This window comes from Tropicibacter sp. Alg240-R139 (genome assembly GCF_900537075.1).
Lineage (GTDB): Bacteria > Pseudomonadota > Alphaproteobacteria > Rhodobacterales > Rhodobacteraceae > Falsiruegeria.
The window spans coordinates 647,210-671,314 of sequence record NZ_UNRA01000001.1 but is presented as its reverse complement, the minus strand read 5'-3'; the positions used below and the strand labels follow the sequence as shown (position 1 = coordinate 671,314).

Annotated in this window: 24 protein-coding genes; 14 read left to right on the top strand and 10 right to left on the bottom strand. The window is 58.4% G+C overall.

The features are described 5' to 3' along the window. Position 1 precedes the first annotated feature (1 nt). From G6R15_RS03355 to G6R15_RS03340, 4 genes are all read right to left on the bottom strand, one after another. Positions 2–766 (bottom strand): ABC transporter ATP-binding protein, encoded by a 765-nt coding sequence (locus G6R15_RS03355; protein ID WP_164658369.1) that lies wholly within the window; start codon positions 764–766, stop codon positions 2–4. Continuing rightward, on the bottom strand, positions 763–2,055 hold the full coding sequence (locus tag G6R15_RS03350; protein ID WP_164658368.1) for a branched-chain amino acid ABC transporter permease: 1,293 nt from the start codon (positions 2,053–2,055) through the stop codon (positions 763–765). The genes G6R15_RS03355 and G6R15_RS03350 overlap by 4 nt, the downstream gene beginning before the upstream one ends. After that, the gene (locus G6R15_RS03345; protein WP_164658367.1) at positions 2,052–3,008 is read right to left on the bottom strand and encodes a branched-chain amino acid ABC transporter permease; all 957 of its coding nucleotides are present in this window, start codon (positions 3,006–3,008) and stop codon (positions 2,052–2,054) included. The genes G6R15_RS03350 and G6R15_RS03345 overlap by 4 nt, the downstream gene beginning before the upstream one ends. Positions 3,009–3,110: 102 nt before the next feature. Further along, positions 3,111–4,358, bottom strand: a complete 1,248-nt coding sequence (locus G6R15_RS03340; protein WP_164658366.1) for a branched-chain amino acid ABC transporter substrate-binding protein — start codon at positions 4,356–4,358, stop codon at positions 3,111–3,113. Between the two features lie 377 nt (positions 4,359–4,735). Between G6R15_RS03340 and G6R15_RS03335 the strand changes: the two genes are divergently transcribed. The 10 genes from G6R15_RS03335 (at position 4,736) to G6R15_RS03295 (ending at position 13,264) form a co-directional block, all read left to right on the top strand. After that, positions 4,736–5,599 (top strand): xanthine dehydrogenase family protein subunit M, encoded by an 864-nt coding sequence (locus G6R15_RS03335; RefSeq protein ID WP_205520463.1) that lies wholly within the window; start codon positions 4,736–4,738, stop codon positions 5,597–5,599. Then, a complete protein-coding gene (locus tag G6R15_RS03330; protein WP_164658365.1) occupies positions 5,592–8,339 on the top strand; it encodes a molybdopterin cofactor-binding domain-containing protein in 2,748 nt (915 codons plus the stop codon). The genes G6R15_RS03335 and G6R15_RS03330 overlap by 8 nt, the downstream gene beginning before the upstream one ends. Then, positions 8,329–9,816 carry a 6-hydroxynicotinate reductase gene (locus G6R15_RS03325; protein ID WP_164658364.1) on the top strand — a complete coding sequence of 496 codons (1,488 nt, stop codon included), beginning with the start codon at positions 8,329–8,331 and terminating at the stop codon, positions 9,814–9,816. Before G6R15_RS03330 ends, G6R15_RS03325 begins: the two co-directional genes overlap by 11 nt. Next, positions 9,813–10,676 carry a UPF0280 family protein gene (locus G6R15_RS03320; RefSeq protein ID WP_164658363.1) on the top strand — a complete coding sequence of 288 codons (864 nt, stop codon included), beginning with the start codon at positions 9,813–9,815 and terminating at the stop codon, positions 10,674–10,676. Before G6R15_RS03325 ends, G6R15_RS03320 begins: the two co-directional genes overlap by 4 nt. Further along, positions 10,669–11,250 (top strand): amino acid synthesis family protein, encoded by a 582-nt coding sequence (locus tag G6R15_RS03315; RefSeq protein ID WP_164658362.1) that lies wholly within the window; start codon positions 10,669–10,671, stop codon positions 11,248–11,250. Before G6R15_RS03320 ends, G6R15_RS03315 begins: the two co-directional genes overlap by 8 nt. Next, positions 11,247–11,831 (top strand): amino acid synthesis family protein, encoded by a 585-nt coding sequence (locus tag G6R15_RS03310; RefSeq protein WP_164658361.1) that lies wholly within the window; start codon positions 11,247–11,249, stop codon positions 11,829–11,831. Before G6R15_RS03315 ends, G6R15_RS03310 begins: the two co-directional genes overlap by 4 nt. 135 nt (positions 11,832–11,966) lie before the next feature. Next, positions 11,967–12,203: a hypothetical protein gene (locus G6R15_RS03305; protein WP_164658360.1), complete on the top strand. Its 237-nt coding sequence runs from the start codon at positions 11,967–11,969 to the stop codon at positions 12,201–12,203. Between the two features lie 124 nt (positions 12,204–12,327). Then, complete coding sequence (locus tag G6R15_RS03300) at positions 12,328–12,564, top strand: hypothetical protein (RefSeq protein ID WP_164658359.1); 237 nt, start codon at positions 12,328–12,330, stop codon at positions 12,562–12,564. Positions 12,565–12,609: 45 nt separating this feature from the next. Continuing rightward, positions 12,610–12,741 carry a hypothetical protein gene (locus tag G6R15_RS22980; protein WP_255456112.1) on the top strand — a complete coding sequence of 44 codons (132 nt, stop codon included), beginning with the start codon at positions 12,610–12,612 and terminating at the stop codon, positions 12,739–12,741. Positions 12,742–12,808: 67 nt separating this feature from the next. Beyond that, complete coding sequence (locus G6R15_RS03295; protein ID WP_164658358.1) at positions 12,809–13,264, top strand: MarR family winged helix-turn-helix transcriptional regulator; 456 nt, start codon at positions 12,809–12,811, stop codon at positions 13,262–13,264. Here G6R15_RS03295 and G6R15_RS03290 read toward each other — a convergent pair. Both G6R15_RS03290 and G6R15_RS03285 read right to left on the bottom strand, forming a co-directional pair. Further along, positions 13,259–14,371, bottom strand: a complete 1,113-nt coding sequence (locus G6R15_RS03290; RefSeq protein ID WP_164658357.1) for a CaiB/BaiF CoA-transferase family protein — start codon at positions 14,369–14,371, stop codon at positions 13,259–13,261. The two genes, G6R15_RS03295 and G6R15_RS03290, sit on opposite strands and share 6 nt — an antisense overlap. A 72-nt stretch (positions 14,372–14,443) precedes the next feature. Beyond that, positions 14,444–15,610 carry an amidohydrolase family protein gene (locus tag G6R15_RS03285; protein ID WP_164658356.1) on the bottom strand — a complete coding sequence of 389 codons (1,167 nt, stop codon included), beginning with the start codon at positions 15,608–15,610 and terminating at the stop codon, positions 14,444–14,446. A gap of 164 nt (positions 15,611–15,774) precedes the next feature. Between G6R15_RS03285 and fdxA the strand changes: the two genes are divergently transcribed. Next, complete coding sequence (fdxA, locus tag G6R15_RS03280; RefSeq protein WP_164658355.1) at positions 15,775–16,107, top strand: ferredoxin FdxA; 333 nt, start codon at positions 15,775–15,777, stop codon at positions 16,105–16,107. Between the two features lie 17 nt (positions 16,108–16,124). Next, complete coding sequence (locus G6R15_RS03275; RefSeq protein WP_164658354.1) at positions 16,125–16,931, top strand: ferredoxin--NADP reductase; 807 nt, start codon at positions 16,125–16,127, stop codon at positions 16,929–16,931. 257 nt (positions 16,932–17,188) lie between these two features. Here G6R15_RS03275 and G6R15_RS03270 read toward each other — a convergent pair whose 3' ends face one another. From G6R15_RS03270 to G6R15_RS03255, 4 genes are all read right to left on the bottom strand, one after another. After that, positions 17,189–17,512, bottom strand: coding sequence for a protealysin inhibitor emfourin (locus G6R15_RS03270; protein ID WP_164658353.1), 324 nt, complete (start codon positions 17,510–17,512; stop codon positions 17,189–17,191). A gap of 15 nt (positions 17,513–17,527) precedes the next feature. Further along, positions 17,528–18,571, bottom strand: coding sequence for a M4 family metallopeptidase (locus tag G6R15_RS03265; RefSeq protein ID WP_205520462.1), 1,044 nt, complete (start codon positions 18,569–18,571; stop codon positions 17,528–17,530). 300 nt (positions 18,572–18,871) lie between these two features. Next, on the bottom strand, positions 18,872–19,642 hold the full coding sequence (locus G6R15_RS03260; RefSeq protein WP_164658351.1) for a crotonase/enoyl-CoA hydratase family protein: 771 nt from the start codon (positions 19,640–19,642) through the stop codon (positions 18,872–18,874). 11 nt (positions 19,643–19,653) lie between these two features. Then, entirely contained in the window at positions 19,654–20,415 is a 762-nt protein-coding gene (locus G6R15_RS03255; RefSeq protein WP_164658350.1) for an SDR family NAD(P)-dependent oxidoreductase, read from the bottom strand. Positions 20,416–20,625: 210 nt separating this feature from the next. On the opposite strand from G6R15_RS03255, the gene G6R15_RS03250 reads away from it, so the two are divergent. Next, on the top strand, positions 20,626–22,470 hold the full coding sequence (locus G6R15_RS03250; RefSeq protein WP_164658349.1) for a feruloyl-CoA synthase: 1,845 nt from the start codon (positions 20,626–20,628) through the stop codon (positions 22,468–22,470). Beyond that, positions 22,467–24,095, top strand: a complete 1,629-nt coding sequence (locus G6R15_RS03245; RefSeq protein ID WP_164658348.1) for an acyl-CoA dehydrogenase family protein — start codon at positions 22,467–22,469, stop codon at positions 24,093–24,095. Before G6R15_RS03250 ends, G6R15_RS03245 begins: the two co-directional genes overlap by 4 nt. Positions 24,096–24,105: the final 10 nt, after the last annotated feature.

Here is a 24,105-nt window from a genome sequence, read left to right as displayed (position 1 = left end):
TTCACGCCTCCTCTTCTTCCAGCGTTGTGCCCAGATAGGCCTCTTTCACCTTGGCAGACGCGCGTACGGCATCCGGCACGTCCGACTCGATAATCTCACCGTAAACCAGAACCGAAATCTTGTCGGCCAGATCAAAGATCACGCCCATGTCGTGCTCCACAATCATCAGCGTCTTGTCCTCGGTCACCTTGCGGATCAGATCCACAATCAGATCAGTTTCCGAATGGCTCATGCCTGCGCACGGCTCGTCCAGCAGGATGATGTCGGCACCACCGGCGATGGTGATACCGATTTCCAGTGCGCGCTGTTCAGCGTAGGCCAAGGTACCGGCCAGCAGATCGCGGCGCGCAGTCAGGTTGATCTCTTCCAGGATCTGCTCGGCCTTTTCGGTCACATCACGTTGACCGTTGATCATGTGCCAGAACGAGTACTTGTAACCCATCGTCCACAGCAGACCGCAGCGAATGTTTTCGAACACGGTCATGTTGGGGAAAATGTTGGTGATCTGGAAAGACCGGCTCAGGCCGCGGCGGTTGATCTCGAACGGCTGCATGCCGCTGACATCCTCGCCATGCAGGTACACCCCGCCCGAAGTCGGTGCAAAGCGACCGGTGATCAGGTTGAACAGGGTGGACTTGCCCGCCCCGTTTGGGCCAATCACAGCATGACGCTCGCCCTTTTCGATCTTGAGATCGACGCCCTGGATGATTTTGGCCAAGCCAAAACTCTTATCCAGATTGCGCAGTTCGATTGCGGGGACAGTCATTGGGCGTCTCCTGCATGATTGGCTTCGTCCCAGGCCGCCTTGATCGACGGCAGGATGCGCGAGACCAGAAACAGCGAGATGGCTGCGATCACGATCGTAAACCCAAGGGCCTGATAACCGTGACTGTCAAAGGTGATCCCGTATAGGCTCATCTCGTGATCATCGCCGAACGAATGGCGTTTATGGAAACTGATCTCAAGGATCGCTGCCAGCGACAGTACGCTGGTGAGCGCCGGGATTACCACCTTAAGGTATGGCCCGAACAGCAAGTTGAGCTTGCCAAGCGCCAAAGGGCGTCGGTGCATTGCGATGATCCCAGCGAAACCACCGGGAAAGAACATCACGCAGGACACAAACAGGATGCCCAAGTAGAGCGACCAGATCTCGGTATATAGGCCCAGAACCGTCTGCAGCAAAGTGAACACAATCGCCCCAATGATCGGCCCGACAAAAAAGCCGACGCCACCCAGAAAGGTGATCAGCAGGATCGAGCCAGACGTGGCGAGGTTTAGGTTTTCCTCAGTCAGGATCTCAAAGTTGATGGCGAACAGCGAACCCGCGATACCAGCAAAGAATCCCGACGCGATGAAAGACATCCAGCGCACGCGTCGCTGAGAATAACCCAAAAACTCTGCCCGCTCTTCGTTGTCTCGCACTGCATTGGCAATTCGGCCGATGGGTGTACGCGAAAACAAGTACATCAGTACAGTCGCGATCAAGAGCCAGATCACAGTCAGATAGTACACCTCGGACTGGGCCGCGAAATCGACGCCAAGAACTTCAGGACCCATAGTTCGGTCGCCCGAAATCCCCTCTTCTCCGCCAAAGAACACTACGATGATGATCGAGCATGCAGCGATAAGCTCGCCCACGCCCAATGAAATCATCGCAAACACGGTGCCAGCCCGACGCGTTGAAAAACTGCCAATCAGGAAAGCAAAGAACATTCCGAACAGACCGCCAATCACGGGCAGGAATGGCAAAGGCAGCCAAAGCCCCTCGTATTCCACCATGTTCATGACGTGCATGGCAAAGAACCCGCCAAGGCCCATGTAAACCGCATGACCAAAAGACAGCATGCCCCCCTGCCCCAGCAACATGTTGTAGCTGAGCGCAAAGACGATGGTGATCGCCATCTGGTTCATGATAGTGAGCGCCGAGCTGGACTGAAAGATCAGCGGCAGGCACAGCAGAAACAGCGCGGCAAAAGCCCAAGGCAGCAGGTTGGACAGCGAGATAAGCCGCCGATTGGGATTGGACACGGCTTGCGTTTTGCTTGCGGTACTCATGTCTCACGTTTCCCCATCAGGCCCTGCGGACGCAGCACAAGGACAAAGACCATTAGCAGATACGGCAGGATCGGCCCGATCTGCGGCAAGGTCAGGGTCCAAAGATCCTGCAGCGGATGGTCCCAAATGTTTTCAGGTTTGGTAAAGCCGACCGCTGTCAGGATGTCCTCCATCGCGACGTTGTAAGCGGCGGCAAAGGTCTGCAGCCAACCGATGATCAACGAGGCAACCAATGCGCCCCAGAGAGAACCCAGACCACCAATGACGATGGTCACGAAGACGATCGAACCCAACTGAACCGCCATACCTGGGAACGTCCCCAGAACCGGCCCGGCAATCACCCCGGCCAGACCGGCCATTGCGGTTCCCACACCAAAGACCCCCATGAACACCAGCGGCACATTGTGGCCTAGGTTTTGTACGGTTTCAGGATAGCTAAGCGCAGCCTGAATGGTCATGCCGATGCGGGTCTTGGTCAGGATGTAAAGCAGCGTCAGGAACAACCCCATCGCGACAAAGATCATGAAGACTTTGTAAGCTGGGAAAGAGTTTCCAGCGATTGCAAAGGCCGCAAAATTCAGTGCCTCGGGCTCAGAGTAAGCCATTTGGCTTTTGCCCCAGAAGAACTGGATCACCTCTTCGATTAGCAACGCCAGACCAAAAGTAAAGATCAGTTCGGGCACATGGCCGTATTTATGAACGCGCCTAAGCCCGTATCGCTCGATGGCGGCGCCAAAGACGCCAACAATGATCGGAGCGACCAGAAGGCCCATCCAAAACCCGGTTATAGTGCTGATCTGGTAGGCGAAATACGCCCCCAGCATGTAGAAACTGGCGTGCGCAAAGTTCAGAACACCCATCATCGAAAAGATGAGCGTAAGGCCACTGCACAGCATGAACAGCAATAGCCCCGTAACCAAGCCATCCAAAATATTAACGAGGAACAATGCCATCGTTGTCGGCTCCCTGATGAGATTTTCGTTTTTTGTCGGTCTTGTCCCGTCAGGAAACCCCTGACGGGACAATCTGGCAACCTTTAATGCGATGACGAAGCGTTACGGGCGCTTCATCTTGCAGGTGGTTGGCGCATCTGCCGAGGCCAGCTCGACGATGGTCTCGGCAATCATGCCGTGGCCCGAGTTGTCATAGTCAAAAGTCAAACCTTCGCTGGTTTGACCCTGAACAGTCACAGTTTGGATCGCTTGGTGATCGCTTTCGCGCATCACGGTCTTACCAGTCAGGATGCCGTCATACTCCATACCTTCCAAGGCATATGCGATGGCTTTGACGTCATCGGCATTGCCCACTTCATTGATGGCTACGGCCAGCATCGGGGCAACGTTTGCCATCTGCGGCTGACCCAGATCCAGTTCCGGGAACTTCTCATAGTAAGACGTGGTGAAGGCTTCGGCATCTGCCGAAAGAGGCGGATTGACCTGACCGGCACCTGCCAGTTTCACAATCCCGTCGCCCTGGTCACCAAAGTTCGCAGTGATACCCGATGTGGCGCCATAGTAGGTGTAGATCGGCTTGGTAAAACCTGCGCCCATGACCGCCTTGCCCAGGCCAACCATGTCACCGCCCCAGTTGCCAGTGATCACGGCATCCGCTTCGCTGGCAATTACCTTGCGCGCATAAGGAGTGAAATCCTTGACCTTGCCGATCGGGTGCAACTCGTTTCCGACGATTTCGATGTCGGGGCGCTTTTCACCCAGGAAACGAACAGCGGCGGCCGCAACCGCTTTGCCGAACGAATAGTCCTGGCCGATGATATAGACCTTTTTGATGTCCTCGTTTCCGGCGATGTCGTCGGTCAGCGCGTCCATCTTGATGTCGGCGTTGGCGTCAAAACGGAAGTGCCAGAAGTTGCACTTGTCGTTGGTCAGCGCCGGGTCAACCGCCGAATGGTTCAGGAAGATCACCTGGCTGTCCGGGTTGCGCTTGTTGTGCTTCTTGATCGCATCTGTCAGCGCGTTGGCAACCCCCGACGAGGCACCCTGCGCAATAAAGCGGATGCCTTGATCAATGGCGACCTGCAACTGAATCAGGGATTCCTTGGCGCTGATCTTGTTATCGAACGGCACAATCTCAAACTCGGCCGCGCCATTCAGCAAAACGCCCCTTTTGTTGACCAACTCATCAACCGCGTGACGGTAGATGGACAACCCCTGGTTGCCTGTAGATGCAAAAGGCCCCGACAGCGGGTCGATAAACGCGATTCGGATTTTCTCCTGCGCCATGGCTGAGGTTGCCCCCAAACCAGCAACGACCGCACCGACCAGCAACGACTTGAACTTATTCATTTATTCCCTCCCTAAGGGTTTGATTTTGCGCGTGGAAGGATTGGTGCCCATGCGCTTGATCTTGCCAACTATTAGTTAGTGATCGCTCACTACTTTTGGAATTAATCGTTTGTGTGTCAACGATCTATTTTGACAAAATATGAGTAACACGTAATATTTATCCTCAGCGCAACCGTTAAGAAATGCAATTGACCAGCTAAGTCGTGACGTGGGGTTAGCTCAGAGTCTTTTCCTATACGACGCGCGTGCGTTCAAACTCTGTTTGGGGAATTCACAGCTCTGACAGAGATTGCTCGATCAGTTCAATGCCATGGCTCTTTCAAACTTTGCATTGACAAAATTCAAATTCCGGCAATATCATTAGCATACAAACAACAATGGCACGCTTCCAACTGGGAATTCGCACCTTGGATTACATTTCGCCCACGACCCTGGACGATGCATTTGACCGACTGAGCGCGCGCAATGTCGACATCATTGCAGGGGGAACCGACTTTTATCCCACGCGACCGCAAGGGCCGCTCAATTCCGATCTTCTGGACGTAACACGCATTGCGGGCCTGAGGGGTATCACTCAAACTCGGAACGGCTGGCGCATCGGCGCGACAACCCGATGGAGCGAGGTTTTTCGCGCCGACCTGCCCGCCGCATTCGCCGGGCTACAGAGCGCCGCGCGCGAAGTAGGCAGCCTGCAAATTCAGAATGCAGGCACCATTGCCGGCAACCTCTGCAACGCTTCGCCTGCGGCCGACGGCGTGCCACCGCTTCTCACCCTGGACGCTCAGGTTGAGATCGGGTCGACCCGCGGCATCCGCATGGTTGCCCTGTCCGACTTCATCATGGGCGTCCGCAAGACGGACCTGCACAGCGACGAGCTTGTCACCGCTATAGTTCTACCCGAACCGCCCGCTCACGCGCACAGCGCCTTTGAGAAATTGGGCTCGCGCCGGTATCTGGTAATCTCTATCACCATGACCGCGACTGTCATCGGACTGGACACAGACGGTCGCATCGACCATGCGCGCGTTGCTGTTGGGGCCTGCTCGCCCGTCGCACAACGACTGACCGCGCTGGAATGTGATCTGCTTGGCAAGACACTTGATCAGGTCGAGATCACTGAAGCACATCTTGCTTCTCTTTCTCCCATCGACGACGTGCGCGGCAGCGGAGATTACCGCCTAGACGCCGTCGCCGAACAATGCCTGCGGGCCATCAAGCAGGCCGGAGGTGGAAATGGATAAGCGCGTGAGTGAAGCCGTGACCGATTTCATCCTTAACGGCGATCACGTCAGCGTCACACCAGTCGCGGGCGAGCGCTTGTCCGAGACCTTGCGCGAACGTTTGGGCGCACGCGACGTCAAAATCGGCTGTAACGCAGGTGACTGCGGAGCCTGCACCGTTCTGGTGGATGGCGATCCGGTTTGCGCCTGTCTGATGCCAGCGCAGCAGGCTGCTGGACGCTCCGTCGAAACATTGGGCGGTATGGCCACCGAAGACGAGATCACCCAGCGCCTGTCTGAGAGCTTTCAGAACTTTGGCGCGGCGCAATGCGGGATCTGCACGCCAGGCATGATGACCGCTGCCGTTGCCTTGTTGCGTGACACCGAAACGCCGAGCGAAGAACAGGTGCAGGACGCTCTTGGCGGTGTCCTTTGCCGTTGCACTGGATACCGCATGATCATCGACGCAGTGGTTGCCGCCGGCCGGGCCGACGTGCCCGTTCAAGACGACGGTCACGCAGGTGAGAGCATTCGCCGCCTGGACGGGATGGGCAAGGTGCAGGGCACTGAGGCTTTTGGCGATGACGTGGCCCCTGCGGGCACGCTCGAGGTCATGGTGATCCGCTCGCCGTTCCCGCGCGCTGGTTTCGCTTTTGGTGATCTCGACGTCTTCACAAACACATCCGGGATAGAAGCGGTGTTGACCGCCGCCGATGTTCCGGGTCGCAACGTGTTTGGTGTGATCCCCGCTTTTATGGATCAACCCGTCTTTACCGAAGAGGAAACCCGCTATCGGGGAGAGGCCGTGGCTGCCGTTGTCGCCACGCCGGAATTCTTGCGTGACTTTGATCCGACCTCCTTCCCGGTAGAGTGGGACGAGCGCGCCGCCGCTCAAGACGTGCACACTGCGATGACGCCTGAAGCCGCACTGCTTCATGAGGGCCGAGATGGCAACGTTATGTGCGGTGGATTTGTCCAGTGCGGCGACGCCAAGGCCGCAATCGCCGAGGCAGACGTCACGGTCGAAAGCAGCTTCCGCAGCGGTTTCGTTGAACATGGCTATATCGAACCCGAAGCCGGGTTCGCCGAAGTGGTGAATGGCCGGATCGAGATCCACGCCTGCACCCAGGCCCCAATTATGGATCTGGATTCGATGGAGATCATTCTGGGCATGCCCCGTGATCAGATTCGCATCATTCCCACGGGCGTTGGGGGCGGGTTCGGCTCTAAACTGGACATCTCGGTGCAGCCCTATCTGGCGCTTGGTGCGCTCAAGACTGGCAAGCCGGTGCGCATTTGCTATTCGCGGACGGAGTCCATGCAGTCGACCACCAAGAGGCATCCGTCGGAAATCACTCTCAAGATCGGTGCGACTAAAGACGGCAAGATCAAGGGTTTCGACTTCTTCGGCTATTTCAACACCGGCGCTTACGCCAGCTGGGGACCAACCGTGGCAAACCGGGTTCCGGTCCACGCATCCGGCCCCTATCAGATCGCCGACTACCGTGCAGAATCCAAAGGTATCCACACCAACTGCCCACCCGCTGGCGCGTTTCGTGGCTTTGGTGTTCCCCAATCGGCCATCGCGCAGGAAAGCCTGTTTGACGAGTTGGCCGACAAGTTGGGAATGGACCGGCTGGACTTCCGCATCACCAACTCTTTGGAAAACCATATACCAACTGTCTGTGGGCAGGTGTTCGAGCAAGGTGTCGGCATTAAACCGTGTTTTGAGGCTCTGCGCACCGCGTGGAATGACGAACGCGCGGCCGTAGCGACCTTCAACGCCAACAATGACACGCTGAAACGCGGCGTTGGCATTGCAGGCGGCTGGTATGGCTGCGGCAACACCTCATTGCCCAACCCCTCGACCATCAAATCTGGTATCCGGGCTGATGGCGCACTGGTGTTGCACCAGGGCGCGATGGATATTGGTCAGGGCGCAAATACCGTGATCAGCCAGATCTTTGCCACCGCTTTGGGCGTTCCGGTCAGCCAACTTGAAATCATCGGGGCCGACACGGATGTCACGCCGGATGCTGGCAAAACCTCAGCCTCGCGTCAAACGTATGTCTCCGGGAGTGCGTCTCGCCTATCGGGCGAGGCGATGCGGGCGCAGATCCTGGCGCGTGTAAATGCCAGCGAAGAGGCGGCGCTGACCATCGGCACCGGCCAGATCAAGATCACCGATAAGGGCATCGAACATGTCATCGACCTGGACACGCTGACGCCTGACGCCGAAGGGTATGTCCTGCGCGCCGAAGAAACCTATGATCCGCCCACCAGGCCGCTGGATGAAAACGGTCAGGGCATCCCCTATGCGCAATTCGGCTACGCCGCGCATCTTGTAGTGGTAGAGGTCGACACCAAGCTGGGCACCGTCAAGCCGCTGAAGTTTGTGGCCGCCCATGATGTCGGCAAGGCGATCAACCCCATGCTGGTCGAAGGTCAGGTTCAGGGCGGCATCGCCCAAGGTTTGGGCATGGCACTGATGGAAGAATACCTGCCGGGCCGGACAGAAAACCTGCACGACTATTTGATCCCGACCATCGGCGACATGCCCCCAATCGAAACCCACATTATCGAAGAACCGGACGCGCATGGTCCCTACGGGGCCAAGGGACTGGGTGAACACGTTCTGATCCCCACCGCTCCGGCCATTTTGAACGCAATCAAAGACGCCAGCGGCGTACGGCTGACCCAGGTGCCAGCCACCCCGTCCCGCGTCCGCGCCGCAATCAAGGACAAGAACAATGGCAACTGACCGCGCCAAACCCGAAAAAATCCGCTGCGACGCTTGCCCGGTGATGTGTTTTATCGCCGACAGCAAGGCTGGTGCCTGTGACCGCTACGCCAACCATGGCGGCGATCTTGTGCGCCTCGATGCTCTGACCATCATCGAAAACACCGACGAGGCCAAGCTGGTTCCCTTCATGAAGGACGGCAAAGGTCCCGGCGATTGGGATGGCGACATCGTGCAGGGCAACCGTCCGTTCGTGACGGCGGTTGGGGCTGGCACCACCTACCCCGACTACAAGCCCGCGCCCTTTATCGTCAGCCAAGAGGTTCAGGGCGTCGACATGGTCACGGTCGTGACCGAAGGCATCTTCTCGTACTGCGGGGTCAAGGTGAAGATCGACACAGATCGTCACATCGGCCACGAACGCGATGTCGTCTATGTGGAAGGCGAGCCGATCGGTCATGTGATGACCTCGGAATACGGTTCGAAGATGTTGTCTTTGGGCGGTGTTGAACACCTGACCGGCGGTTCCAAGAAAGAGGGCCGGGTCACCTGTGATGCGCTGCTGAAGCTCTGCAACCGTGAGGCCGTTGAAATGGTGATCGGCGAAGAGGCCCACCAGACAACTGTGATTGTCGAGGCAGGCAAAGCCCCCTTCATCAACGGTGTCGAAGAGAAGCTGATGCGCGTGGGCTGCGGCTCGGCCACCATCGGCATGTTTGCCAAGCACTGGGTCGATCACGTGGATGACGTGGTGGTCGTCGATGACCACATCACCGGCGTTCTTTCCGAACACCAGGCAGGCAAGCTGCTGGACGTCGAGGCAACCGGCATCAAGATCAACGGTCGCCGCTCGACCCCCGGTCGTTACTTCCAGGTCGCTGAACCCGGCACCGGCTGGGGCGGCACGGACATCGAAGATCCACTCAAGATCCTGGGCGATTTCAGCCCAAAGTTCGCCAAAGAAGGCATGAAGCTGCTAATGGTGTCGACCACCGGCGAGCAATACGCCTATTTCGAGCTGGACGGCGATCTGAAACCGCAACCGGTCGACACCCCGGCGCCTCTCAAGGCGTCCGCCGAATTGATCGCCGAGAACTGCGAACCCTCGGTCTGTTCGGTGCTGTTCATGGGTGGCGCAGGCGGTAGCTTGCGCGCCGGTGTGACCGAAAACCCCGTGCGCCTGACCAAGTCCGTCAAGGACTCGCTGACCTTTGTGTCTTGCGGCGGGGCCGAAGCCTATGTCTGGCCCGGCGGCGGCATCACGGTGATGGTGGACGTGCTCGACATGCCGACAGGCTCGTTCGGCTATGTCCCCACCCCGGCCCTGGTTGCGCCCATCGAGTTCACCATGCGCGTCAGCGACTATGGCACCCTTGGCGGGCACATGGACGAGATCAAACCGGTGGCCGAGATTGTGTCGGATGAAACCCGCAAAATCTCGCAGTTCGAAAACCAACCCGACCCGATGGCCGCCACCAACTATCGTTGGGCCAAATGAACCCTGTCGCCGCCATATTGCCCTGTGGCACCCGACTGCATTTGCAGCACGGTCCGATTGACCTGATCATCGGCGCAGACGGCGCACGGCAGGTGGCGTTTGATGCGGCAGAAGCTCGGTTTCAGACCGTGCTGCAAGAACTCGTTCGCGAGCTGGATCAACTTCGCCAGCCCATGACACTGGAACGTGCGCTCTTTGTCGGGCGCATTGCCCGCCGTATGGCGCGCGCGGTTCGGCCCCATAATCTGACCTTTGTAACCCCCATGGCGGCGGTGGCTGGCGCAGTGGCCGACGAAATCCTGAACGCCATGCGACAGGCTACTCCTCTACGACGCGCCTACGTAAACAACGGTGGCGACATTGCGTTGCACCTGGCACCCGGTGAGACTTTCACGTCTGCCATGGCTTCGGTTGAAGGCCACGATCTGGGCCGGATCAAGGTCGCCTCGCGGGATCGGATCGGCGGTATTGCCACATCTGGCCGTGGTGGTCGCAGCCTATCCTTGGGGATTGCCGACAGCGTCACCGTTTTGGCGCGCACGGCCGCTCTGGCTGATGTGGCCGCAACCCTGATTGCCAACGCCGTCAACCTGCCCGATCACCCGGCAATCACACGCCGACCCGCCAGCGATCTGCAAGACGCCAGTGACCTGGGCGATCAGTTGGTCACCACGCACTGTGCGCCGCTTGCGCAACCCGATATTCACCATGCGCTGCAAAGCGGTCTGATCGTCGCCGAAAAAATGCGCGACGCCGGATTGATCCGCGCGGCATCCCTTCACCTGCAAGGCGAATCTCGTCATGCAGGACCTTCCGGTCTGACCGGACAACAAAACAAACGGACACTGCTAAATGCCTGACGTCATTCTAAGAAAAACAATCGCGTCTTACGAAGAGATCTTTCACGAAGGCGGTCCCGCCCCCGAAACGCCGCAGCGCCGCGCCGCCGTTCTGGCCATCATTAAGAACCCCTTTGCCGGCCGGTACGAGGCAAACATCCAGGGCTTTATGGAAGATCTGAAACCGCTCGGCCTCCAAATGGCGCAAAAGCTGCTCGACACCCTGGGCGGCCCGGAAGACATCCAAGGCTATGGCAAAGGCTCACTTGTCGGCGAAGGCGGCGAATTGGAGCATGGCGCGCTGTGGCACGCTCCGGGCGGCTATGCCATGCGGCAACTGTTGGGCAATGCAAACGCCATCGTACCCTCATCCAAGAAAGTCGGCGGCGTTGGCGCGCGTCTGGACGTGCCCATCACCCACGTCAACGCCTCTTACGTTCGGTCGCATTTCGACAGCATGGAAGTGGGGTGCAACGACGCGCCGCGCGCAGACGAACTGGCCTTTGCGCTGGTGATGAGCACCGGACCGCGCATTCATTCACGCTCGGGCGGGCTCGAGGTCTGGGACATAAAGGGAGAGGACGGTCTGAGATGACAATGGACATTCGCAAAATTGCCGTAAACGTCGAAGAAACCCATATTGAAGCGGGGCGCAACATCGCACCCGCCACCCGCAAAGCGGTGGCCGTAGCAGTGATCGCCAATCCCTATGCTGGGACCTATGAGGAAGACCTGACGCCCCTGATGGACATGGGCGCAGAGTTGGGGGCTATTCTGGGCAAGAAATGCGTCGAAGCTCTAAGGATCACACCCGAGCAGGCCGAAAGCTACGGCAAATCCGCCATGGTCGGCGAAAACGGCGAGTTGGAACATGCCGCGGCCCTGTTGCACCCCAAACTTGGCGCCCCGTTGCGCAAAGAGGTCGAAAAGGGCGCTGCCCTGGTGCCGTCGTCCAAGAAGATGGGCAGCCCCGGCCAGGTACTCGACGTGCCGCTTGGGCACAAAGACGCCGCTTACGTGCGCAGCCACTTTGACGGCATCGAGGTGCGCCTGAACGATGCGCCGCGCGCCAATGAAATCATGGTGGCCGTCGCCGTCACCGACAGCGGCCGCCCCCTGCCCCGCGTCGGCGGTTTGACCCGCGAAGATGCCGAAGGCAAAGACGGCCTGCGGTAGCAGATGACGTGCCGTTCTGGGCGCGCATTCAGCGCTGCCTGTGATTAGTTAGACCCGCAGTTCGCCCAGGTCGCGGTCACTGCCTCTATCGGTGAGGTAAACAGCCACCGCGTGCCTACCGTTGCCAAACTCAAAATGAAGGGTTGGCAGCTGAGGATCGAACAGCTCGACGCTGCAAGTGTGACCGAGAGCAAGCAACTCAAATTGGTTGGCCGCGATGACACGGGCGATCCGGCCACCGCTATCCGCATCACCGAACATGACCTGGCGCTGATCACCATTGGTTCCTCAGTTCTGTTGGGCATTTGGCTTCTCTTCCACATAACCCGTTTAGGTGTTCTTGTCCGTTCGGCCCCCAAGGCCGCGAGATGACCGGAGTGCTTGGCATCAGTCAGGCATGGCGCATTTCTGCCGCCTTTGTTCCGAGTGCTTTTCTGACCGATCTGGGCGGTGCCCTGAATATCCCAAATAAAGCCGTCAGCCTGTAGGTGGGTCAATGGATCAGCGGATCAGTGGCGAAGTCTTTGTGGCCGCCGTTCTGACATTTGTACTCAATGCCTTTGCCATCCTTGTCTTTCCGCAGACTTCAATTGTTCTGCAATTCGTCAATCTGGTCGTTATGTTCGTCAATCTGGTCGTTATGATGGTCACCACGCTCATTGCCGCCTACGTCGTTAGCGCTGCTGGACTTGGTGTCAATGACCAAGCAGGCCGCTCGCCTGTTCCGAATTAACCTAAGGCGGTTTGAAATGGTTGGAGCTCGCGATCGCTTTGACACATGAACCCGCACTTAGCGCGGCCCGTATCGGGCCAGACCTATATCATCAAGACCGGTTCGGTCTGCTACGACTGGGCCTTTGAAGGCGTTGATCAGAACCCTGAAATCTCAAGCAATTGTTTGGCGTTCTGACACCTGCCCAGGTAGTACTCTGCCCGGAATACCCGTTGTGGATATGCAGGTTTTTGTTATACTTCTAATGGTTTTTCAATTGGCGGATGAGTGGATGACAGAAGTGGCAGATACAGACTATCGACTGGATGACCAGGTCGGGTATCTCTTACGATTGGCCAGCCAACGCCACGCCACGATATTTCAATCGAAAACCATCAACAGCCTGACACCGACGCAGTTTTCGGCCCTGATCCGGATTTCAGAACAAGGCACCTGTTCGCAAAACCATCTTGGCCGTCTGGCGGCGATGGATGTGGCCACAATCAAAGGAGTGGTCGACCGGCTCCGTCAAAAGGGATTGACGGTCACGGCCCCCGACCCCAACGACAAGCGCCGCACGATGATTTCGCTCTCTTCTGAAGGCGAAGAAGTGGTCACGCGAATGAAAGAAGTCGGGCGCGAGATCACGGCAGAGTCGCTGAAACCTCTGACAGCCGCGGAACAGCGCAACCTGGTCAAGATCCTGCGCAAACTGTCATGACCTGACAGGCCGCTTGGGCGATGCCTTGTCCAGCTGCAACTTGGACCGCGAAAAGCGGATCGGGGTGCGTAGGCCGGGCACGCCCTCGGGTGCAATCTGCATCTCGCGATGCTGCACTTGGGGATCGCTCAACGCCTCGGCAACCGAGTTGATTGGCCCACCCGGTACACCGCCCTTTTCAAGCGCCGCCAACAGGTCCAATTTACCCCATTTCAGGCAGGCTTCGGTCAGCAGCTCGGTCAAAGCATCACGGTTCCCAACACGGTCGGAATTGGCCACAAAACGCGCGTCTTCGATCAACTCTGGCACATCGAGAATAGCGCAGAGCGTGGCATATTGCCTGTCATTGCCGCAGGCGATGATGATGTGACCGTCTGCCACCGGGAACACCTGATAGGGCACGATGTTGGGGTGCGCATTGCCCAAACGTGTTGGGCAGTTGCCCGAGGCAAGGAAGTTCATCGCCTGATTGGCCAAAACGCCCGTCATGCAGTCCAACAGGCTCAGGTCCACGTGCTGTCCCAGCCCCGACTGTTCTCGCTCAGCCAGCGCCGCCTGAATGCCAATGACGCCATAAAGCCCAGTGAAGATATCGGCAAAGGCGACACCAATCTTTTGCGGCTCGCCCGCCGGATCACCTGTCAGATCCATGATGCCGCTCATTCCCTGAATCAGGAAATCATAGCCCGCCCGACGCGCATAAGGCCCGTCCTGACCAAAGCCAGTGACCGACGCATAAATCAGGCGCGGATTAAGCGCTTTGACATTTTCATAATCGAGGCCGAACTTTTTCAGACCGCCAACCTTGAAGTTTTCAATCAACACATCCGCATCCCGGATCAGATCCAGAAGCTTGGCCCGATCACCTGCATCCCCGAAATCCAGCGCGATGCTGTCTTTTCCACGGTTGGCACCATGAAAATAAGCCGCCGTCTTGTCCCCGTCCCGTTCGATGAACGGCGGGCCCCATTTGCGGGTGTCGTCGCCATCCGGGCTTTCGACCTTTAGCACCTCGGCCCCCAGATCAGCCAGCGTCTGCCCGATCCATGGTCCTGCCAGAATGCGGGCCAGCTCCACAACTTTGAGACCTTGCAAGGGTGCGCTCATATTCAGGTGCCTTTCAATAATATCCCTCGGCGGCGCAAGCCATCTGAGGGTCAGTTCGGGGAGTTTTTTGCCTTAGCTTACAACCTGTGGCAGGCGCGTTGCGGGCGGTGTGTTTCGGCTGCGTTCCGACGTCACCTTGCCGTCGATGATGGTCATGCCAACGCCCGGCAGATTGCCCAGTTGCACCGATTCCAGAATGTCCTTGCCCGGCGCGTGCTGCGCTTGATCCATGAGAACGAAATCGGCGCACATGCCCTGATTGATCAGGCCCGTGTCCAATTCGCGCTGCCGCGCTGTGTTGCCGTTGGCAAAGCAGAACGCGATCTCAGCCGGGACATCGCCGAGCGACGACAGCATCGCCACCATGCGCATGATGCCCAAGGGCTGCACACCCGAACCGGCCGGGCCGTCAGTGCCCAGAATGATCCGGTCCATCTGTTTCAACTCGCGCGCGGTATTCAGCGTTAGCAATGCCGCGCGCTCGTTGCCGTTGTGCACGATCTCCAAACCTGCGGTGCAGCTTTCACACAGGCACATGATCTGATCATCGGGCAGCGCGGAATGGCCGCCGTTGATGTGGCCGATTACATCCGTGCCGGTTTCCAGAACCATGTCCGCATCAATCAAGCCCGAACCCGGAATCGAGGGGCCGCCGGTGTGGATGGTGGATTGAATGCCGTATTTGCGGGCCCAATCGACCATCTGTTTGGCTGTTTTGCCGTCCTTGACGGTGCCCAAACCGACCTCGCCCAACAGTTTGACACCAGCATCGGCCATTTCCTTGAAGTCTTCTTCGACCATACCGTGTTCGATCACCGGTGCGCCAGCGTGGACTTTCATGCCCGAGGGGCGGAAGTTCTCGTACCAACGCTGCGCCGCAATCGCCATCGCCTTGAGGCCGACGATATCCTTGGGGCGACCGGGCATGTGCACCTCACCGGCCGAGATCAGAGTGGTCACACCGCCATGCAGGGTGGAATCGATCCAGTGCATCTGGTGCTGGCGCGGAGTGTAATCGCCCACGACCGGGTGAATGTGACTGTCGATCAGACCGGGCGCGAGGGTGACGCCATTGGCATCCACAACAGTGTCCGCGCCTTCGCAGTCCAGATCTTTTTCATATCCCCACTCGTGAATCTTACCATCAATGGCAATCAAGCAGTCGCCGTCCAGAATCGGCTCCTCCATTTTGCCCGACAACAACAGGCCGATGTTCTTGATGACAAGCTTTGCGGACATGGGTTCCTCCGATTGGTTTCTGCTCAATTATTGTTTGCATACTAATATAAACATAGCATCCGTCAAGCGCCATGCGCTTTGGTTTATTGAACGTAAACAAACGTATTGACAGCTGTTTCCCGAGTCTATTATTCATTGGTATACAAACGAAAGGACGAGCGCCGATGACCTATGTGGTGACCGACAACTGCATCAACTGCAAATTCACCGACTGCGTCGAAGTATGCCCAGTGGATTGCTTTTACGAAGGTGAGAACACCCTGGTCATCCACCCTGATGAGTGCATCGACTGTGGCGTTTGCGAACCCGAATGCCCTGCCGATGCAATCCGTCCTGACACCGATGATGACGCCGAACCCTGGGTCGAGATGAACCGCAAATATGCCGATCATTGGCCGGTCATCACCGAAAGGAAAGACCCCCTGCCCGACGCCGACAATTGGAACGGCAAAGAAGGCAAACTGGGCCTGTTGTCCGAAACCCCGGCTGCCGCCTGACCGCTACGGAGAGACCCATGTCGCTTGACGCAACCCCCAAGACCGAATTCCCGATCCCCGCTGGCGTCTTTGCGCAGACCGTAACCTCGGTCGAGCATTTCACGGACCGGCTGTTCAAATTCCGCATTACGCGCCCTTCAACCTTCCGCTTCCGCTCGGGTGAGTTTGTGATGATCGGCCTGCCGAACGCCGAAAAGCCGGTGTTCCGCGCCTACTCCATCGCCTCGCCCAGCTGGGATGAAGAGATCGAATTCTACTCGATCAAGGTGCCGGACGGTCCGCTGACCGAGCATCTGCAAAAGATCAAGGTGGGCGACACTGTGCTGATGCGCAAAAAACCCACCGGCACGCTGGTCAACGATGCGCTGCTACCTGGCAAACGCCTCTGGATGTTCTCGACCGGCACCGGCATCGCGCCCTTTGCCTCGCTCATCCGCGACCCGGAAACCTATGAAAAATTTGACGAGGTCATCCTGACCCACACCTGCCGGGATGTGAACGAACTGGAATACGGTAAAAAGCTGGTCAAAGTCCTAAAAGAGGATCCGCTGGTCGGTCAGATGGCCCAGAACCTGCGCCACTACTGCACCGTCACCCGCGAAGATTACCCGTTCAAAGGCCGGATCACTGACCTGATGGCCAGCGGCAAAGTGTTCGAGGACTTGGGCGTTCCGCGGATCTCGCCCGAAACCGACCGCGGCATGATCTGTGGTTCGATGGAAATGCTCAAGGACACCAAGGCCGCCCTCGAAGGGTTCGGCCTGGACGAAGGCGCCAACAACAAGCCGTCGACCTTTGTGGTGGAACGCGCCTTCGTGGACTAGTGACTTCAAGGGCCTCGGTCCTTGATCCAAACACCGGGACCTTTTCTCAAGCTCTCACATGAGGTCCCGGTGTTCCGAAATCGAATGCAGACCGGCTTCTCCCTTTGCTCCGGTCGCGTTCAGGGGAAAGCAAACTCTCTTCCAGCTTTCCCCATTTCTTCCTCCCCGATCAGCTCTGGCATACTTCAGGGACATCAAATCTCAACCAGTCAGCACATCCATTGCTGGCCGTTTTTGAATTCCAAGTTCGCTCACAATCAGTCCTGCGGCAGAGCGTCAATCAGGTCGAGCAGATCCGGAGGCAGTTGGGTTTCGTCGAGCTCGAACTGATGCGCGCCATCTGCGTCGGTCACCGTGATCTGATAGGTCACCGTATCGGCACGACCAGCAGGCGGGGAAGTCTGCGCCATGGCTTGAAGCGCGTCCGGCGCGAATGCCTTGCAATAAACGTCGAGCTGCGCCGCTGGCAAATCCTCGACCATTGCTACCCTGCTCACACCGGCCATCGACAACCCGCCAAATCCACCGGACGTGCTGATCTTGATCATCATCACCAGACACCCTGCCGTCACAAACCCCATGACATAAGCCTAACGTCAGACGTCTATCCCAACAAGGTTCCACGCGCGGCGCAGCATCAGCATTTCATAACTGCCTGCTCCATAAAGCGAAATCGACGCATCCAGCGTTTGCGCCGCCCAGTCGCCAAAAGTTGCGTGGGGATTGTTGATTTGCTGAAGCGCCCTGTACCAGATTTGGCCCGGCTTCTCCCATGCGTTGCCGCCCATGTACATACAATACAGGTAGAACGCGTGGTTCGGGATGCCCGAATTGATGTGCACCCCGCCGTTGTCGGATGTCGTGTTGACGTAGAAATCCATGTGATAAGGCTGCGGGTCCTGTCCCAGCAGCGCGTCGGAATAAGCGGTCCCCGGCGCTTTCATCGACCGCAACGCGACGCCATTGATCTCGGGGCCCAGTATACCACGCCCAACCAGCCAATCGGCCTCGTAAACCGTCTGCCCTAGCCTACGCTGCTGCGTCATTGCACCAAAGACGTCAGCATAGCTTTCGTTCAGCGCGCCGGATTGACCCTGATAAATCAACCCGCCTGAATGCTGCACGACCCCGTGCGATATCTCATGCGCGATCACCGACAGTTCGGTGAAAGTCTGGAAAATCCGCCCATCTCCATCGCCATAGGCCATCTGCAATCCATTCCAGAAAGCATTGTTGTAATTGCGACGGTGATGCACCGTCTGAATCATCGTCATTCCGAACCCGTCGATCGAGTTGCGGTTAAACTCCTCGGAGTAAAGATCAAACACCGCCCCGGCCCCTTCATAGGCGCGGTCCACTTCGACATCACCCGTGGGCGGGTCACCTTCACCGCGCACCAGAACACCGGGAAGTGCGGCTTTTTCCTCACCGTCATAAACCTCGCGGTTGCAGGTATGAGCGCCTGGCGCACCCATGGCCATGGCATGGGACACAAATGTCCCGCTACCGTCATTGGCCGGAACCACCCCCGAGCCCATGCTCGCGGCGCGGTCTTCACGCGTGCTTTCGCCAATCTTGAGAAGGCTTTCAGCCATCTTGCGCACGGATTTGTCCCCGCGCAGCAACATCACATCCAGCATATGAGGGGGGACAATACAGTTAATCGGATTGTGGCAGAGACACATAATCCATCTCCTATCGTTACTAAAATGAACTTCAACAATAAGAGCAGCGTACCACAAAATGGTCGATACGAGAAGGCAAGCAAAAGGGTCGACGGCTCGATTCACTAGGACAAAACAGCCGCTCGGTTGGTTATTTCATTTCAAATCAAGTTCTTGCAGATCCAGAGAACACCCGGCCATATCTCGCCAGTCGCCGTCAAACAAAAATTTGGCAAGGCCGTGGGCCTCGCCTTAGGTCACAGACGCTGAGCGAAGTTACTCATTATCGCGCTTGCCTGTTTTGACCAGAAACGCTTCCATCCCGGCGCGCGCTTCGGGCGAGGATTGGGCGATGGCAGCAGCCAGGCTTTCAGTGAACAAACCGTCGCTGGCGGACATGTCGTTGATACGGGTAATGGCCTGCATCATCATATAGTTCGACAGCGGCGCATTCTCGGTCACGCGGCGGGCCAGTTCCATCGCCTTGTCAAAGACTGTGCCATTGGATTCCACGTAGTGAGCCAGCCCCAGGTCCATGCCCTGCTGCGACAGATAGCGCCGACCGGTCAGCATCATCTCCATCATGCGGCTGGCACCGATGATCCGGCCCACGCGGACGGTGGCCCCGCCGCCGACAAAGATGGCGCGGCGGCCTTCGGGCAGTTCATAGAACGTGTCCTCTTGGCTCACACGGATGTGGGCAGTCATGGCCAGCTCCATCCCGCCACCCAGAACGCCGCCGTTCATCGCGGCCACGACCGGCACTCGGCCGTATTCGATATTGTCGAAAATCCGGTGCCAGAGGCGGCATTCGTGCATGGCGCCTGCGGCATCGCGCATGGAATGTTCCAGCAGGTCGAGACCGGCGCAGAAATGCTGGCCTGAGGAGCGGATCACCACTGCGCCGATCTCATCGGGCAAGGTTTCGAAATAATTTTCGATCTCATGCAGCAGCCCGTGGTTGATGGCGTTGAACTTGGCCGGGCGGTCGAGCGTCAGGATACCGATATTGCCGTCGGTCTCGCTGGTGATATGGGTGTATTCCATTGCTGGCGTCCTTATTTCGGCTCAAGACGGATGGCACCGTCCAGGCGCACGCATTCCCCGTTGAGCATGGTGTTCTCGATCATATGGGCCGCAAGCTGCGCGAATTCGCCCGGTTTGCCAAGGCGCGAGGGGAACGGAACCTTGGCACCGAGGCTGTCCTGAATGTCCTGCGGCAGCAGATCCATCATCGGGGTCGAGAAGATGCCCGGTGCGATCGCCAACACCCTCACACCCATGCGCGCGAACTCACGTGCTGCTGGCAAGGTTAGGCTGGCAACGCCGCCCTTGGACGCAGCATAGGCCGCTTGTCCGATTTGGCCTTCGAAGGCAGCGGCAGACGACGTGTTGATGATCACGCCCCGTTCGTTGTCGTCGAGCGGGTCGTTCTGACCCATCTTTTCTGCCACCAGACGCATGACATTGAATGTGCCGATCAGGTTGATCTGTACCGTGCGGGCAAATCCATCAAGCGAAGCCGCCCCGTTGCGACCGACGATGCGTTCGCCATGGGTGACACCCGCACAGTTAACCGCCACACGCGGCAGGCCGTTGGCGGTGATGGTGGCTTCCAATGCGGCGGCGACCCCTTCGGGGCAGGTGACATCGCAAGACGCGGCTACGGCGCCCAGTTCTTTGGCCGATGCCTCAAGCTTGTCGCCCGGCAAGTCAAAGAGGGCCACCTTGGCCCCCTTTTCGGTTAACGCTTTGGCGGTGGCAAAGCCCAGCCCCGAAGCCCCGCCTGTTACGATCGCGGATGCGTTTTCGATTTTCATTTCGAACTCCTCATATCCCGGCCCAAGGTACACAACGGCACATCTGCCATCGGCTTGCGCTGTCCCTTTGGGCGAATTATCTCGATTTACGAACCTAAGTGAACGCTCAATAATACATTTGCATACTAACAATCTATTGGGTAGTCTAATTCTGACAAAACCGGCGTCACGGGCGTGATTCCGGCAGAAGGCGCCAGGGAGTGAGACGAAATGACCACAGATGGTCGCGAGACGATGACATCGGCCTACCCAGCCACCAAGTTTGCCCCAGCCGAGGTGGTGCGCACCGAGTTGGGGGATGGCGCGTTTACCTTGAGCAGCCCGCAGCCTTTTAAGATTGCAGTGCAGAACCTGTCAGAGAAGCTGGATCATTGGGCGGTTGAGGCACCGGACCGAGAGTTCCTGATGGAGCGCGACACCGGCGATGTCTGGAGCGGCGTGAGCTATGGCGAGGCGCATGCGCAGGTGCGGGCCTTGGCGGCGTTTCTTCTGGAACAGGGGTTGGGGCCGGAAAAGCCACTGTTGATCCTGTCGGCCAACTCGGTGCGTCACGGGGTTTTGGCTCTGGCGGCGATGCATGTGGGCATTCCGGTTGTGCCGGTCTCTGTCCCCTACTCGCTGCATGACAAGACGCTGGCCAAGCTACGCCACATCGTATCGGTGACTGCGCCGGGAATAGCTTATGCAGCGGATCAGCAGGTGTTTTCAAATGCGTTTGACTATCTGGGTGGTGAGGGCATTGCCCTGCTGTCGGACAATGGTGACCTGAGCTATGGCGCAGCGCTGGCCACGCCAGTGAGTGATGCGGTGGTTAAGGCGGCGGCCAACGTGGGCCCCAAGACGGTTGCCAAGATCCTCTTTACCTCTGGTTCGACCGGCATGCCCAAGGGCGTGATCGTCAATCAGGAAATGATGATGGCCAGCCAACAGGCGCTGGTGCAGATCTGGCCGTTTCTTGAGGCCGAGCCGCCAGTGATCGTGGATTGGCTGCCGTGGAACCACACCTTTGGTGGCAACTTCAACTTCAACCAGATCCTATGGAACGGCGGCACATTTTATATCGACGACGGCAAGCCGGTGCCCGGCGAGATTGAAAAGACCATGCGCAATATCCGCGATGTGTCACCGACGCTCTATTTCAATGTGCCCAAGGGCTTTGACATGATGCTGCCGGTGATGCGCGAGGATGCAGCCCTGCGTAAGGCGTTTTTTGAACGGCTGCAGTTGATTTTCTTCTCGGGCGCGGGTCTGCCGGATCACCTGTGGGAAGGCCTCGAAGAGCTGGGTGTGGCCGAGCGGGGCGAGAAGGTACCGTTCGTCAGCGCCTGGGGCGCGACCGAGGCGATGTTGATCACCTGTGTTCATTTCCCGGTGCCAAGTGCGGACGTGATCGGCCTGCCGACACCGGGATATGAGCTGAAATTCCTGCCCAACGGCAGCAAGCTGGAAATGCGCGTGCGCGGGCCGCATGTGACGTCGGGCTATATGAACAACGCCGAAAAGACGGCCGAGGCCTTTGACGAAGACGGGTTTTACCTGACCGGGGACGCGGGGCGTCTGGTGGATGAGGGTGACCTGAGCAAGGGCATCTTTTTCGACGGGCGCACGTCCGAGAACTTCAAGCTGATGACCGGGACTTGGGTGGCCGTGGGCAACCTGCGGATTGCACTGCTGGATGCCTTGAAGCCCATCGTGTCGGATGCAGTCATCACCGGGCACAACCGCAATGACATCGGTGCGTTGCTGTTTCTGAATGCGGATGAATGCAAGTCGCTGGCCGGTCGCGTCGACGATCTGGCGGGCTATGCCAGTGACCCGGCGGTGCGCGCGTTCATCGAGGAACGGTTGAGCGCCTATAACGCGGGCCAGACCGGAAGCGCGACGCGCGTGAGACGGGTTTTGGTCCAGACCGACGCGCCGTCGGTCGAGAAAAATGAAATCACCGACAAAGGCTATATCAACCAGCGTCTGGCGCTGGAATTGCGCGATGCGGCGGTGTGCGAACTTTACGAAGGGCCCGAGCGCGTCATCGCCTCGGTCAAGGTGCACGCATGATCGATTATACCGCATCCGAGGCCGAGATTGCCTTTGTTCTGAAACACATCGGGCGGCCCGAGCGCCTGCCCGATTGGAGCGATGATCTGGCCGAAGACCTGATCCCGGCGCTGGCCAAATTCATCAACGCCGAGATTGCCCCCTTGGACGTGATCGGGGATGAGGTCGGCGCGAAATTGGAAAACGGTCGGGTGCGGATGCCACCCGAGATGGTGATCGCCTACAAACGCTATGCCGAGGCGGGTTGGCCCGGTCTGTGTGCGCCGGAAGAGTTCGGCGGCATGGACCTGCCCCATGTCTTTGGCGCGGTGCTGGCGGATATGCTGGCAGGTGCGTGCATTTCCTATGAAATGGTGCTGAGCCTGGCGCAGGGCTGCATTCGCACTATCAAAGCTTCTGGCACCGACGACCAAAAGGCGCGGTTGCTGCCACAGCTGGTGTCGGGCGAATGGATGGCGTCGATGTGCCTCACGGAACCGGATGCGGGTTCAGACCTGGGCCGGATCAAGACGATGGCTGTTCCGGATGGTGATGGTTATGCGGTCAGCGGGGCCAAGATTTTCATCTCGGGCGGCGATCATGATTATACCGACAACGTTGTGCATCTGGTGCTGGCGCGGACGCCGGACGCGGCACCGGGTGTGCGGGGCCTGAGCCTCTTTGCCTGCCCTGCTGTCCTGCCCGACGGCACACGTAACACGGTGCAGACCGTGCGGCTTGAGGACAAGATGGGCATGCATGGCTCGCCCACCTGCCAGATGGCGTTTGACGGCGCGCGTGGAGAGTTGCTGGGCGAAGAAGGCAAGGGCCTTGCCGCAATGTTCACCATGATGAACGCCGAGCGTCTGGACGTGTCGTTGCAGGCTGTGGGTCAGATGGATGTGGCCTTCCAACGGTCCCGCGCCCATGCCGCCGGTCGCCGCCAGGGCACAACTGCGGAAGGCACCACGCTGATCACCCAGCATGGTGACGTGCAGCGGATGCTGTTGGACATCTACGCCCATACGATGGGCTGCCGTGCGATGATTTATAAGACCTTTGTGGATATGGATCTGGGGGCCGATCAGGGCCTGCTTGATATCCTGACACCAACCTGCAAGACCTTTGCGACTGACGCGGTAAATTCCACAAGCAGCCTCGCCGTGCAGATCCACGGCGGATACGGTTTCTGCAAGGAATACCGGGTCGAACAGATCATGCGCGATGCACGGATCATGGCAATTTATGAAGGCGCCAATGGAGTTTTGGCCACCGGCGTTGCCCGTCGCGCCATCCGGACCAAAGACGGCGCGGCAGCGACCGCGTTCGACGATCTGGTTTCGACCGGCGAGACGTCGATGGAGTTGGCCGGTGCAATCGAAGACTGGCGTCAGGCGACCGCTGCGATGCAGCCGCGCGGCGACATCGGGCCGTCGGTCAACGATTACATGCGCCTGACCGGATTGGTCTATTTCGGCCGGGTCTGGGCCGACATGGAACTGGCCGCTTACAGCGCCCCCGAACCCGCGTTGCTGCGGGCCGCTGCTGCCCATGTGCGCTGCCGCCTGCTGCCCGAGGCTGCTCTGCTGCGGCGGCGCATCCTCAACCCTGAACCCACACATGACGCGGCGCTGTTCGCCGCTTAACCCAAGGAAG